This window comes from Paucibacter sp. PLA-PC-4 (assembly GCF_026241155.1).
Classification (GTDB): Bacteria; Pseudomonadota; Gammaproteobacteria; order Burkholderiales; family Burkholderiaceae_C; genus Roseateles_E.
On record NZ_JAPFGP010000003.1, the window covers coordinates 92,119 to 105,222 of the forward strand.

11 protein-coding genes are annotated in these 13,104 nt (G+C 65.5%); 3 read left to right on the forward strand and 8 right to left on the reverse strand.

Translation table 11 applies throughout. From position 1 onward, the window contains the following. Window positions 1–19 precede the first annotated feature (19 nt). From OOZ63_RS05430 to OOZ63_RS05440, 3 genes are read left to right on the forward strand one after another with little or no spacing between them, the layout of a single operon-like run. Window positions 20–1,780 (forward strand): ABC transporter ATP-binding protein, encoded by a 1,761-nt coding sequence (locus OOZ63_RS05430; RefSeq protein WP_266004401.1) that lies wholly within the window; start codon window positions 20–22, stop codon window positions 1,778–1,780. Next, window positions 1,770–3,563, forward strand: coding sequence for an ABC transporter ATP-binding protein (locus OOZ63_RS05435; protein WP_266004402.1), 1,794 nt, complete (start codon window positions 1,770–1,772; stop codon window positions 3,561–3,563). The genes OOZ63_RS05430 and OOZ63_RS05435 overlap by 11 nt, the downstream gene beginning before the upstream one ends. Before the next feature lie 14 nt (window positions 3,564–3,577). Then, window positions 3,578–3,847, forward strand: coding sequence for a helix-turn-helix domain-containing protein (locus OOZ63_RS05440; RefSeq protein ID WP_266004403.1), 270 nt, complete (start codon window positions 3,578–3,580; stop codon window positions 3,845–3,847). A gap of 3 nt (window positions 3,848–3,850) precedes the next feature. Here the strand turns inward: OOZ63_RS05440 and OOZ63_RS05445 are convergent, their stop codons facing one another. From OOZ63_RS05445 to murC, 8 genes are all read right to left on the reverse strand, one after another. Then, window positions 3,851–4,036 carry a hypothetical protein gene (locus OOZ63_RS05445; protein WP_266004404.1) on the reverse strand — a complete coding sequence of 62 codons (186 nt, stop codon included), beginning with the start codon at window positions 4,034–4,036 and terminating at the stop codon, window positions 3,851–3,853. Window positions 4,037–4,050: 14 nt separating this feature from the next. Further along, entirely contained in the window at window positions 4,051–4,986 is a 936-nt protein-coding gene (gene lpxC, locus OOZ63_RS05450) for a UDP-3-O-acyl-N-acetylglucosamine deacetylase (protein ID WP_266004405.1), read from the reverse strand. 54 nt (window positions 4,987–5,040) lie between these two features. After that, window positions 5,041–7,050, reverse strand: coding sequence for a sensor histidine kinase (locus tag OOZ63_RS05455; protein WP_266004406.1), 2,010 nt, complete (start codon window positions 7,048–7,050; stop codon window positions 5,041–5,043). A gap of 260 nt (window positions 7,051–7,310) precedes the next feature. Then, window positions 7,311–8,528: a cell division protein FtsZ gene (gene ftsZ, locus OOZ63_RS05460; RefSeq protein ID WP_137941607.1), complete on the reverse strand. Its 1,218-nt coding sequence runs from the start codon at window positions 8,526–8,528 to the stop codon at window positions 7,311–7,313. A 130-nt stretch (window positions 8,529–8,658) separates the two neighbouring features. Then, window positions 8,659–9,888: a cell division protein FtsA gene (gene ftsA, locus OOZ63_RS05465; protein ID WP_137941606.1), complete on the reverse strand. Its 1,230-nt coding sequence runs from the start codon at window positions 9,886–9,888 to the stop codon at window positions 8,659–8,661. A 27-nt stretch (window positions 9,889–9,915) separates the two neighbouring features. After that, on the reverse strand, window positions 9,916–10,743 hold the full coding sequence (locus tag OOZ63_RS05470) for a cell division protein FtsQ/DivIB (protein ID WP_266004407.1): 828 nt from the start codon (window positions 10,741–10,743) through the stop codon (window positions 9,916–9,918). Window positions 10,744–10,752: 9 nt separating this feature from the next. Further along, window positions 10,753–11,715: a D-alanine--D-alanine ligase gene (locus OOZ63_RS05475; RefSeq protein ID WP_266004409.1), complete on the reverse strand. Its 963-nt coding sequence runs from the start codon at window positions 11,713–11,715 to the stop codon at window positions 10,753–10,755. Beyond that, window positions 11,712–13,085: a UDP-N-acetylmuramate--L-alanine ligase gene (gene murC, locus OOZ63_RS05480; RefSeq protein WP_266004410.1), complete on the reverse strand. Its 1,374-nt coding sequence runs from the start codon at window positions 13,083–13,085 to the stop codon at window positions 11,712–11,714. The genes OOZ63_RS05475 and murC overlap by 4 nt, the downstream gene beginning before the upstream one ends. Window positions 13,086–13,104: the final 19 nt, after the last annotated feature.

A 13,104-nucleotide genomic window follows, 5' to 3' on the forward strand; every position in this document is an offset into this window, starting at 1 on the left:
CTCGACACCCCGGGCTCCCATGACCCTGACCCAGCTGATCGCCGGCTTTGTTCGCCGGCACTGGCGCGCCTATCTGGCCTCTGCCCTGATGCTGGCAGCCATCGCGGTGCTGACCGTCTGGATTCCGCGCCAGGTCGGCGCAGTGGTCGACGCCATGGTGGCCGGCCGCCTGTTGGAGCAGGGCCTGTGGCGCGAGCTGGGCCTGCTCGCGCTGGCCGGCCTGCTGATCTATCTGTTCCGGGTCGGCTGGCGCATCGCGCTGTTCGGCGCGGCCTACCAGCTCGGCCGGGAGTTGCGCACCCGTCTCTACGAGCGCCTGACCCTGCAAGGTCCGGTGTTCTTCCAGGCCAAGCGCACCGGCGATCTGATGGCGCTGGCGACCAATGACATCGACGCGGTCGAGATGGCCGCTGGCGAGGCCTTGCTGGCGGCATTCGACGGCTCGCTGACCCTGATCCTTGTGCTGTCGATGATGACTCTGGGCGTCGACTGGCGCCTGGGCTTGGCCGCCCTGCTGCCCTTTCCGCTGATGGCCCTGGCCTTCTGGCGCATTTCCGACCATGTCCACCACGCCTGGAAATCGTCGCTGGACCGCTTCTCGCTGCTGAACCAGCATGTCCAGGAGGGCCTGGCCAGCGTGCGTACGCTGCGGGCGCTGGGCCTGACCCGGCGCAATGCGAGCCAGTTCGCCGCGCTGGCCGACAGCGCCGGCGAGGCCAGCTATCAGGCCCAGCGCTGGGAGGCCGCCTACGAGCCGGCGGTCGGCATGACGCTGACCGCCGCGATGGCGATAGCGCTGGGGCTGGGCGGCTGGTTGGTGGCGCGCCAGGAGCTGAGCATTGGCCAGCTCACCTCATTCACGATGTATCTGGGCCAGCTGATTTGGCCGATGTTCGCGGCCGGTTGGGTGCTGTCGCTGCTGGAGCGCGGACGCGCCGCCTGGAACCGGCTGGCGCCGGTGCTGGAGGCGCCGCTGACTTTGGCCGACGAGGGTCAGGGGGGGCTGCCGACTGGCGCCGAGATCGATTTCGAGCAGCTGTCCTTCGCCTACCCCAGCGAGGAGGCCACTCCACGCCTGGCGCTGGAGACGGTCAGCCTGACCCTGAAGCCCGGCCAGACCCTGGGCCTGGTCGGCCCAACAGGTGCCGGCAAGTCCACGCTGCTGCGCCTGCTTTTGCGCCAGTTCGAGCCCGGCAGTGGCCGGGTGTGCATCGGGGGCAAGAGCTTGCCGGAGATCGGTCTGGCCGCGCTGCGCAACTCCATTGCCTGGGTACCGCAGGAGCCTTTTCTGTTTTCGGCCTCGATTGCCGAGAACATCGCGCTGGCCAAGCCCGGCGCGAGCCGCGAGCAGGTCGAGCAGGCGGCCGAGCTCGCCGCCGTGCATGGCGACATCAAGCGCCTAGCGCAGGGCTACGATACCCTGGTCGGCGAGCGCGGCGTGACCCTGTCCGGAGGCCAGCGCCAGCGTGTCGCGATCGCCCGCGCCCTGCTTAGCGACGCGCCCATCCTGCTGCTCGACGATGCACTGTCGGCGGTCGACACCGGCACCGAGACGCAGATCCTTGATCACTTGCGCGAGCTGCGGGAGCAGCGCCCCGAGCGCTGCGTGATCATCGTTAGCCACCGGCTCAGCGCGGTGATGGAAGCCGATCAGATCGCGGTGCTACGCAAGGGCCGCATTACCGAGCAGGGCAGCCACGCGCAGCTGCTGGCTCTTGAGGGCTGGTACGCAACGCAGTGGCGCTACCAACAACTGGAGGCCAGCCTCGATGCCGCCTGAAGTCAAAGAAGAAGATAAGGAAGCCAAACCTTGGGCCTCGGTAGGCCTGTTGCTGGAGTCGGCCCAGGGCGAGCGCCCCACCCTGCTACGCGGGGTCGTCTGGCTGGTGATCGCGGCTGGGCTCGAAGCGCTGGGCCCCATCATCGGCAAGTACTTCATCGACCACTATCTGCTGCCGCGCCAGTTCAATGTCATGGCCATGGCCGGCCTGCTGGCGGCGTTGCTCTTGAGCGGCTGGGCAGCAAGCTGGATACGCTATGCACAGCTGACCCGCATGGCGGGTGTGGCACGGCGCTCGGTAATGCGGCTGCGCGAGCGGGTGTATGCCCATGTGCTGGCGCTGCCTATGGCCTTTTTCGACAAAGCCATCACTGGTCAGTTGGTCAGCCGAGTCACCAATGACAGTGAAGCCGTCAACCAACTCTACCGTCAGGTGCTCTATGTGATGCTGGACTCCAGCATCGTCGTGATCGGCTCGATGATCGCAATGGCCTGGCTGGACTGGCGACTGATGCTGATCGTCGCGATGCTTGTACCGGCCATGCTGATCATCATCACGCTGTACCAGCGCCTGTCCAGCAGCGCGGTGGCGCGCTCGCGCCAGCTGCGCAGCGAGATCAACGCCCATATGGCCGAAAGCATGGCCGGCATGGCGGTGCTGCAAGCCAGCAGCGCAGCGCCGCGCTTCGCCGAGCGCTTTGCCGACACCAACAGCCGCCAGTTCGGCGCCCGCATGGACGAGTTACGCGCCAACGCCTGGCTGCTGCGCCCGGCGCTCGACCTGTTGAACGTGCTGCTGATCGTGACCCTGATCTACGGCTTCGGTCAACGCCAAGTCTCCATGGGCCAGGGCGCGCTGGAGGTGGGTCTGCTTTATGCCTTCTTGGCTTACATCGCCCGCGTGGTCGAGCCGCTGATCCAGATCACGATGCAGTTCGGACAGCTGCAGCAATCGATGGTGGCAGCCGCGCGGGTGCGCACCCTGCTGCAGCAAACGCAGCCCGTGCCGCCGACCCAGACCGGCCTACAGATAGCGCGCGGCCATATCCGCATTGACGAACTGAGCTTCGGCTACGACCCGGCGCATCCAGTGTTGCATGATCTGAGCTTGGACTTCCCTGCCGGCAGCTTTGTCGGCATCGTCGGCCACACCGGTAGCGGCAAATCCACGCTGCTGTCGCTGCTGCTGCGCTTTTACACGGCCCAGAGCGGACGCATCGCGATCGATGGCCTGAGCCTATCGAGCCTACCGGACGAAGCCTTCCGCGCCGCCGTTGGCCTGGTGCCCCAAGAGCCCTATCTGATGGCGGCCAGCGCGCGCGAGAACATAGCGATGGGCCGCAACATCCCCGAGCACCAGCTGATCGCTGCCGCCAAGGCCGCCCGCATCGACGACTTTTTGGCCTCCCTGCCGCAAGGCTATGACACGATGCTGGGCGAAGGTGGTGCGCGAGTCTCGACGGGGCAAAAGCAGCTGATCGCGATGGCCCGAGCGTTGGCTGGCGCGCCGCGCATCCTCTTCCTCGACGAAGCCACCTCCAATATCGACAGCGCCACCGAGCGCGTCATCAGCGAAGCCTTGCAAGCGCTGCGCGGCCAGGTCACCGTGGTGGCCATCGCGCACCGCCTCTCGACGATACGCGAAGCCGACCAGATCATCGTGCTCAACCACGGCCATCTGGCAGAGCGCGGCACGCACGAGCAGCTGATGGGCCACAACGGCGGGATCTATCAACGCTTGGTGCAATTGCAGGCGCTGGATGCAGGGGTTGGGCAGAGTTGATCGACAATCCTCCAATGGCCCAAGGTAAACGAATCTCCGCAGACATTGACAGCGACGCGCTCCAGGCGATCAAGGAGATCGGGGCGGCCGCCAAGCAGGCCCGCCTGAGCGCAGGCGAGGGCCAGGCAGTTGCTGCCACGCGGCTAGGCGTTCATGTGCAGACCATCGCGCGCATCGAAGCGGGTGAGCCGGGTGTCTCGATCGGTCATGTAATGGGGCTGCTTGCGCTCTACAGCCTGGCGCTTAGCCTGCCGCCACCGCAGGGCGAAAAGTCGCCGCACTGACACTCAGAGCATCTCCACAACCCGCTGCACGATCAGCACCGCAAAGAAGCCCAGCGCCGCCAGCACGGTCCATTTGATGATCACCAGGCCACGCTGGCGCCAGACCACCTGGCGGGTGCCCGCGTACATCGCGAAACAAAGAATGCCGGCGAGCAACAGCAGGCCGACGAGGATGCGGAAGAACACCATGGGGGCGGACTGTACTACCAGGCCGGTGCCAACTCCGCGAAGCCCTGCGGGGCCTCGCGCTCGTCCTCGAAGCTGACAATCTCGTAGGCCTCGACATCGGCCAGCAACGCGCGAAGCAGCTTGTTGTTCAGCGCATGGCCGCCCTTGAACGAGGTGTAGGCGGCCAGCAGCGGATAGCCGGCCACATGCATATCGCCGATCGCGTCGAGGATCTTGTGTTTGACGAACTCATCGTCGTAGCGCAGGCCTTCGGCATTGAGCACGCGGTAGTCGTCGACGACGATGGCGTTGTCCATCGAGCCGCCCAGGGTCAGGCCGCGCGAGCGCATGGTCTCGATATCGCTGGTCATGCCGAAGGTGCGGGCCCGCGCGATCTCGCGCTTGTACTGGCCCGAACCCATATCGAACACATACTGCTGGCCGGTGGCCGCGACCGCCGGGTTGTCGAACTCGATCTGGAAACTCAAGGTGTAGCCGTGGTGTGGCTCCAGCCGAGCCCACATCAGCCGCTTGCCCTCGCCCTGGCGCACCTCGACGGTCTTTTTAACGCGCAGAAACTTCTTCGCGGCGTTCTGAAGCTCGATGCCGGCGCTTTGCAGCAGGTAGACATAGCTCGCGGCAGAGCCGTCGAGAATGGGCACCTCGTCGGCGCTGATGTCGACATACAGGTTGTCAATGCCCAGACCCGCACAGGCCGACAGCAGATGCTCGATGGTCTGTACCTTGGGGGCACCGGGGTCGCCTCCGGGGCTGACCGTGGTGGCCATGCGGGTGTCGCTCACGGTGTCAGCGCGCACCGGGATGTCTACCGGGGTGTTCAGATCAACACGCCTGAACACGATGCCAGTGTCGGGCGCAGCAGGGCGCAGCGTCATCTCGACCTTCTGGCCGCTGTGGATGCCGACGCCGACGGCGCGGGTCAGCGACTTCAGAGTTCGTTGCTTGAGCATGACGCGATTGTCCGTGATTACCCGAAGCCCTGCAGCCGTCAGCCTTTGGGGCGACTACGGGGCGGGCACGGGCTTGCGCTTGACCGGCAGGCGTAGGCTCAGCTGGGTGCCGTGCCCGGGCCGGCTGTCGACATGGACGCTGCCGCCGAGTCGGTGGGCACGTTTTTGCTGGCTGCGCAGGCCGCGGCCTTTCTGCGCGGTCTCCAGGTCGAAGCCCTGGCCGTCGTCCTCAACACGGATCTCGACCTTGTTACCCAGATCGCGTGTGGCGATGCGCACGCGCGAGGCGCGAGCATGCTTGAGCACATTGTTCAGCGCCTCCTGCAGCAGTCGCAGCACATGCAGCGCATCGGGCGGCTCCAGCCAGTCCAGCGGCGGCAGGTCTTGCACATCCCAGTCCAGCATCAAGCCGCCGGCCTGCAAGCGCTTGCCCAGGCGGTAGCGCATCGTCGCCAGCAGCGACACCAGATCGTGGCCCACCGGCTCCAGCGAATCGATCACCAGGCGCAGATCGTCCACGCATTCGCGCAGCACCTCGACCACTTGGTCCTGCTGCATGCTGCCCTGCTCCACAGCCACCATGGCAGAAAGCAAGGAGCTGCCCAGGCCGTCGTGCATGTCCTGCATCAGGCGCTGGCGCTCGAGCAGCAAGGCCTGCTGGCGTTCGGACTCACTGAGCCGCTCGTGCTGCGACTGCAGCTGCGCGCCCTGTTCGGCCAGGCGCTGGGCCAGCAGGCCGTTGGCCTGCTCGACCTGGCCCAGCGCGCCGGTATAGCGCCGCTGCACCGCATAGAGAAAGCTCGCGACGATCACCAGCGTCGCGAATGGCATTAGGTAGATGTGCTCACTCCAGCCCCAGCCGGCTAGCAGACCCAGATCATGCACACCAAGGCCCAGCCCCACTGCTAGGCACAGCGCGATCAGGCGCAGCTCGCGACTGCCCTCGCGCAGGGCCACGGCAGCGATGAATGCCGTCCCGACCGCGCCGACCACAGCATTGACCATGTGCTGCAGCACCAGCGGGTCGAGCAGATCGATCCACAAAGGCATGGTCAGCACGCTGCTGAGCAGCACGAACCCTCCGAGCAGCCGCTCGAACAGCGGGAAGCGTCGTTGCGCAAATCGCAGCGCAAACAAAAATGTCAGGGCCATCACCCAAGACATCGAGGCATGGGTCAACCACCAGAACCACTCGAAGCCCAGACGGGTGCGCGGAAGATCGATGTGATAGTGCAGATTGCGCACCAGCCAGACCACCGAGGCCATCGCAAACAGCAAGTAGGCCGGCTCCTCGCGTCGGCGCAGCCACAAACTGAACGAGAACAGGCCCAGCACCACCAGGGTCAGCCCGGTGGCCTGCGGCACGCCGATCTGCAGCGCCCAGCGGCGCTTGTACAGTGGCTCAAGATCCTCGCGTGCGCCCAGCCAGGCGCTGGAGACGGAGAAGAAGCTGTCCTTGAGCACTGGCGTCGCGACCACGACCTCAATCACCTGGTTCTTGTGCAGCTCTGTGAAGGCACCCGGAAACACAGCCCACAGTGGCCGCACCCATTGCTCGCGCGCGCCGCTCTGGTTGTCAAACACCGGCCGCCAGCCGTCCTCGGTGCGTACCAACACCGCCGCTGCGAGGCTGACCAGCTTGGGCATATAAAGCGCGACGCTGGTGGGCCAGCGCCCGTCCGGCGAGGTGTAGCGCAGCCGGTACCAGCGCATCTGATAGCGCTGGTCCTCGGCCATGCTGCCCCCGGCCTCGCGCTGGCGCACATCGGGCAGCACCACCGGCATCCAGGCCCGCGGATCGCTGGGCGGCTGCAGATGCGGCGGCAACTTACCGGTGCTGCCATCCATCGCGCGCAGCGCCGCCCACCAATCGTCGAGATCGGCGCGCGACCATTGCGAGACAGCCAACTGCGCGCCGGTGGCCTGCTCGCCGGCGCTGCGCATCGCTGCATCCGGCAGCCCGCCAGGCGGCTGCGCCTGCAGCGCGCTGGCGCTCAGCAGCGACAGCAGCAGCAAGGAGCGCAGCCAGCGCCTGGCAAGGTGCGAGATCTTGGACAGCCCCATACGCGCGTGATTATTTTTGCTTCTGGATCTGGGTATCCAGCCTGTGCAGTCACACCCCCGTGCAACTGCCGTGAGTCTGCCTGCAGAACAGGGCGCTGGCTATTGCTTTGCACCCGCAGACGAGACGACGCTGTCGCGCCGCCGCCGCACGAGCACGACCGGCAAAAACAAAAGCCCGCCGCGCGGCGAGAAGGAGGTGTCGCCGCCCGACGGGCTTTTACTCTTTGAAACAAGCGCACCCCGAAGGGCGCGCTTGGCGCTCAATCGGCCTGCTTGCGCAAAAAGGCCGGGATTTCGATCTCGTCCATGCCGTTGGACGACAGGGCCTCGACCTTGGCTGCGGCCGTACGGCCATGACGCCAGACGCTAGGCACGCTCATGCCGGCAAAGTCATTGCCGCCGCCGACCTGACCACCGGCCTGAGGCAGCGTGACCTGCTGGTTCAGCACCGGCAGATTGTCGGTCCCGGTGCGCATCTGCACCTGCGGCTGCACCACCGACAGCGGCGCTTGAACGCGCGCACGCGCCGAGGTAAGGCCCGTGGCGATCACGGTGACGCGCAGCTGGTCGCCCAGGCTTTCGTCATAGGCCGTGCCGTAGATGATGTGCGCATCCTCGGCGGCATAACGCTTGATCGCGTTCATCGCATTGCGGCTCTCGGCCAGCTTGAACGTGTTGCGGTTGGCTGCGATCAGCACCAGCACGCCGCGCGCGCCGGACAGATCGATACCCTCCAGCAGCGGGCAGGCCACGGCTGCCTCGGCAGCCTTGGACGCGCGGTCAGGGCCGCTGGCCACCGCCGTGCCCATCATCGCCTTACCGGGCTCGCTCATCACGGTCTTGACGTCTTCGAAGTCGACGTTGACCAGGCCCGGCATATGGATGATGTCCGAGATGCCGCCGACCGCGTTCTTCAGTACATCGTTGGCATGCGCGAAAGCCTGGTCCTGCGTGACGTCGTCGCCCAGCACATCGAGCAGCTTGTCGTTCAAGACGACGATCAGCGAATCGACATTGGCCTCCAGCTCGGCCAGACCGGAGTCAGCCGCCTTGGAGCGACGGTTGCCCTCGAACTCGAAAGGCTTGGTCACCACGCCAACGGTCAGGATGCCCATTTCCTTGGCGACGCGGGCGATCACCGGGGCCGCGCCAGTGCCGGTGCCGCCACCCATGCCAGCGGTGATGAACAGCATGTTCGCCCCCTGGATGGAGTCGCGGATGCGTGCCTCGGCCTCTTCGGCAGCGGCGCGACCCATCTCGGGCTTGGCACCCGCGCCCAGGCCGGAGGTACCCAGTTGCAGCAGTTGGTCAGCCTTGGAGCGGTTGAGGGCCTGCGCATCGGTATTGGCGCAGATGAACTCCACGCCCTGAACCCCTTGCGCAATCATGTGATCGACCGCATTGCCGCCGCCACCACCTACGCCAATCACCTTGATTTGGGTGCCTTGGTCAAACTCTTCGATCATCTCGATCGCCATATCAAACCTCCTTCAGCAATTGTGCAGTTGCCAATCGTTAAAAACTACAGGGGAAGCCCCTTTTTTTGAGTCGCTGCCGTTGTTTTCCGACATTTCGACCCGCTTACGCCGTCCCGGGGGCGTCACCCGTTCAGAAATTACCCAGAAACCAATCCTTGGCCCGGCCAATAATGGTCTTGACCGAACCCGCTTGCTGCGCCGCTTTCAAACCCCGAGTGCGCGACATCCGCGCCTCTTCGAGCAATCCCATCACCGTCGCCGAGCGCGGGTTGGAAACCATGTCGAACAGCGCGCCGCTATAGGTCGGGTTGCCTCGTCGCACCGGCTTCAGGAATATGTCCTCGGCCAACTCGACCATGCCCGGCATCACAGCCGAGCCGCCGGTCAAAACAATGCCGGAAGAAAGTAACTCTTCGTATCCGCTCTCACGAATCACCTGGTGAACCAGTGAGAAAATCTCCTCTACACGGGGTTCAATAACTCCGGCCAATGCTTGCTTGGACAGCATGCGAGGCGCACGGTCGCCCAGGCCGGGTACTTCGACCTGGTCCGCCGGGTCGGCCAGTAACTGCTTGGCCACCCCGTGCTCGACCTTGATTTCCTCGGCATCCTTGGTCGGCGTGCGCAACGCCATCGCGATATCGCTGGTAATTAGGTCGCCGGCAATCGGGATCACGGCGGTATGGCGGATCGAGCCGCCGGTGAAGATCGCCACATCGGTAGTTCCTGCACCGATATCGACCAGGGCCACGCCGAGATCGCGCTCGTCGGACGTCAGCGCGGCTGCACTTGAGGCGCTCGGATTCAGAACCAGCTGATCAACCTCCAAACCACAGCGGCGCACGCATTTGACGATGTTTTCCGCCGCGCTCTGGGCCCCGGTCACGATATGAACCTTGACCTCCAGACGGCCACCGCTCATACCAATAGGCTCTTTCACCTCATGGCCGTCGATGACGAATTCCTGCGGCTCGACCAGCAGCAAGCGCTGATCGTTGGGAATATTGATGGCCTTGGCGGTTTCCACCACCCGCGCCACATCGACCGGCGTGACTTCCTTGTCACGCACGATCACCATGCCGGTCGAGTTTTGGCCGCGGATATGACTGCCGGTAATCCCAGTGAAAACCCGAGAAATCTTGCAGTCGGCCATCATCTCGGCCTCTTTCAAGGCCTGCTGGATCGATTGCACGGTAGCGTCGATATTGACGACGACACCGCGTTTGAGACCGTGCGAGGGCGCCACGCCGAGGCCCGCAATGCGCAGCTCGCCATTGCCCAGCACCTCGGCCACCACCGCCATGATCTTGGCGGTGCCGATATCCAAACCAACGACTAAATCCTTGTATTCCTTGGCCATATGCCCCTCAGCGTATGTTTTCTTGTCTCAACGTTTCTTGGCCGCGCCCGTTGCCGGGCTCGGGCTCGTCGATATTCCTTGCAGCCGAACCGCATACCCGTCGTGGTGGCGCAGATCGGCGCTCAGTACGGCGGTCTGGTAGCGCGAGCTGATCTGGGTGATGGTGGCGGCGAACTGACCGAAGCGGGCCAGCACCTCGGCCTCGCTGCCACGGCCTAGCTCCACCACCGCCCCCTTTTCCAGCGTCAGGCGCCAGGAGCCGCGGCCGGACAGGTCCAGGCGCCGAGCCGACTCGCCGAGCTTTTGACTCATCGCGTTGAGCTGCTGCCACATGGCCAGCATCGCTACCGAACTGCCACCCGGGCCCGCCAACACCGGCAGTTCCTCATCTTCCACGTCGCCCAGATTGGCTTCGAAGACCTCGCCAAAGCTGTTGACCAGCGCCCGCTCGACGCTGGCCTCACTCTGCGCATCGGCACCCTCGGGCTTGGCTTCCCAATAGGCCGCCGGCCGGTGCTCCTCCAACCGCACCCGCAGCCGGTTCGGCCAGACCCGCTGCACCACCGCCGTGCGCACCCAGGGCACGGCCTGGAAGGCGCTACTGGCCTGTTGCAGATTCAAGGTCAAGAAAGTGCCCGAGACATGAGGCATCGCATTGGCACGCAGCGAGGCCACGCTGTTGCGCGTCACATCGCCCTCGACCTGGATATGCCGGATGCCGAAGATGGGCAAGCGCGCCAGTTGATGCAGGGCCAGGGCCAGTCCCGCCAGCACCAGACCGGCCAGCAGCAGCGCCGACACGCCATTCATCAGGCGGATGTCGGCCGGCAGCAGGGGTTGGGCGGCGGTGCTCATGGCGATGGGTCAGGCCCTGTCCAGCCGGGCCTGGGCCAGCAGCCACAGGCACAGCTGTTCGTAGGAAATGCCGGCGGCCTGGGCCGATTTGGGCACCAGCGAATGCGAGGTCATGCCCGGCGATGTATTCATCTCCAGCAGGAAGACCTTGCCGTCGCTGCGGCGCTGCATCAGGTCGGCCCGGCCCCATCCGCGGCAGCCAAGGCTGCGGTAGGCCGCCAGCACCAGCGCGCGGATCTCCTGCTCCTGGGCCTCGGGCAGCGTGCCGATGTGGTACTGCGTGGTGTCAGTGAAATACTTGTTCTGATAGTCGTAATTGCCTTCGGGCGCCTCGATGCGTATCACCGGCAGGGCCTGCGCCGTATCGCCCTCACCCAGCACCGGACAGGTCAGCTCCCAGCCGTCGATGAACTCTTCGAACAGCAGCTCGTCGTCGTAGCGGGCCGACAGCTCCACCGCGGCCTGCATCTGCGAATAGCCCATCACCTTGCTCAGGCCGATGCTGGAGCCCTCGTGCGGCGCCTTGACGAACAGCGGCAGACCCAGCTCGTCGGGCACGGTGCGCAGGCGCTCGCGCGTCAGTTCGTTCTTTTTCAGCGTCAGCCAGCGCGGCGTCGGCAGGCCATCGGCACGCCAAAGGCGCTTGGTGGTGATCTTGTCCATCGCGATGGCAGAGGCCATCACGCCGGAGCCGGTGTAGGGGATGGCCAGCATCTCGAGCGCACCCTGCACAGTGCCGTCCTCGCCGTCGCGGCCATGCAGTGCGACAAAGCAGCGCGCGAAGCCCTCGGCTTTGAGCTCATGCAGGCCGCGCTCGGCCGGGTCGAAGGCATGGGCGTCAACCCCCTGCGAGCGCAGCGCAGCAAGCACGCCCGGGCCCGACATGGTCAGCGAGACCTCGCGTTCGGCCGAGCTGCCGCCCATCAGTACGGCCACCTTGCCCAAGCTCTTGGGATCGATGTTCAGATTCATTTCACCAGTTCCACAGTTTGCGCAGGCACCGCGCCGATGGAGCCGGCGCCCATCACGATCACGACATCGCCGTCGCGGCTTTGCTGGGCGATGGCCTGCGGCAATGCGCGCACATCGGCAAGGAATTGCGCGCCGGCGGCAGCGGCAAGCGCCGCGCCATCGGCCCCGGCGATCACGCCCTCGCCCGCCGCATAGACTTCGGTCAGCAAAGCCGCATCGGCCTGAGCGATCACACGCACGAAGTCCGCGAAGCAGTCGCGCGTGCGGGTGTAGCGATGGGGTTGAAACGCCAGCACAAGACGTCGGCCCGGGAATGCACCGCGTGCCGCGCTCAGCACCGCCGCCATCTCGACCGGATGATGACCGTAGTCGTCGATCAGCGTGAACAGGCCGCCATCGGCAGCGCGCAACTCGCCATAGCGCTCGAAGCGCCGCCCGACGCCGCCAAAAGCCGCCAGCGCCGCGACGATGGGCGCGTCGGGCAGCTCCAGCTCCGTGGCCACAGCGATCGCCGCCAAGGCATTCAACACATTGTGGCGGCCGGCCAGGTTCAGGATCACCGGCAGATCTGGTGAGCCCTCGCGCTGCACGGTGAAGCGCATCTGGCCCCCGTCCAGCGCCTGCACATCCACCGCGCGCACGGCGTTGTCGGCACCGAAGCCATAGCGGACCAGCGGCCGCGACAACATCGGCAAAATGGAGCGCACGCCCTCGTCATCGCCACAGACCACGGCCGCCCCATAGAAAGGCATGCGGTGCAGGAACTCCACAAAGGCCAGCTTCAGCTTCGCGAAGTCGTGGCCATAGGTGTCCATATGGTCTGCATCGATATTGGTCACGACGGCCAGCGTCGGCAGCAGGTGCAGGAAGGAGGCATCGCTCTCATCGGCCTCGACAACGATGTAGTCGCCTCGACCCAGCTTGGCATTGGCGCCGGCGCTCATCAGCTTGCCGCCGATCACATAGCTGGGGTCGACACCGGCGGCGCTCAGCACCGCCGTGACCAGCGAGGTGGTCGTGGTCTTGCCGTGCGTGCCGGCGATCGCGATACCCTGCTGGCGGCGCATCAGCTCGGCCAGCATCACCGCGCGGTGCACCACCGGCACGCCGGCGGCGCGGGCGGCGATCACCTCAGGGTTGTCGGCCTTGACCGCGGTCGAGGTCACCAACGCCTGGGCGCCGACGATATGCACGGCGGCGTGACCGATGTGTACCTGAACGCCCATGGCGGCAAGGCGCTGCAGCATCGAGCTATCGCTCTGGTCCGAGCCGGAAACACGAAAGCCAAGCTGGTGCAGCAACTCGGCGATCGCGCCCATGCCTGCACCACCGATGCCAACGAAGTGGATGTGTTTCAACGCGTGCTTCATGTGCGCCCCTCATCCGACG

Excerpts from the sequence above, each read along its gene's own strand:
- OOZ63_RS05430 (WP_266004401.1), top strand. The coding sequence starts at position 20 with ATGACCCTGACCCAGCTGATCGCCGGCTTTGTTCGCCGGCACTGGCGC.
- OOZ63_RS05435 (WP_266004402.1), top strand. The coding sequence starts at position 1,770 with ATGCCGCCTGAAGTCAAAGAAGAAGATAAGGAAGCCAAACCTTGGGCC.
- OOZ63_RS05440 (WP_266004403.1), top strand. The coding sequence starts at position 3,578 with ATGGCCCAAGGTAAACGAATCTCCGCAGACATTGACAGCGACGCGCTC.
- OOZ63_RS05445 (WP_266004404.1), bottom strand. The coding sequence starts at position 4,036 with ATGGTGTTCTTCCGCATCCTCGTCGGCCTGCTGTTGCTCGCCGGCATT.
- lpxC (WP_266004405.1), bottom strand. The coding sequence starts at position 4,986 with ATGCTCAAGCAACGAACTCTGAAGTCGCTGACCCGCGCCGTCGGCGTC.
- OOZ63_RS05455 (WP_266004406.1), bottom strand. The coding sequence starts at position 7,050 with ATGGGGCTGTCCAAGATCTCGCACCTTGCCAGGCGCTGGCTGCGCTCC.
- ftsZ (WP_137941607.1), bottom strand. The coding sequence starts at position 8,528 with ATGGCGATCGAGATGATCGAAGAGTTTGACCAAGGCACCCAAATCAAG.
- ftsA (WP_137941606.1), bottom strand. The coding sequence starts at position 9,888 with ATGGCCAAGGAATACAAGGATTTAGTCGTTGGTTTGGATATCGGCACC.
- OOZ63_RS05470 (WP_266004407.1), bottom strand. The coding sequence starts at position 10,743 with ATGAGCACCGCCGCCCAACCCCTGCTGCCGGCCGACATCCGCCTGATG.
- OOZ63_RS05475 (WP_266004409.1), bottom strand. The coding sequence starts at position 11,715 with ATGAATCTGAACATCGATCCCAAGAGCTTGGGCAAGGTGGCCGTACTG.
- murC (WP_266004410.1), bottom strand. The coding sequence starts at position 13,085 with ATGAAGCACGCGTTGAAACACATCCACTTCGTTGGCATCGGTGGTGCA.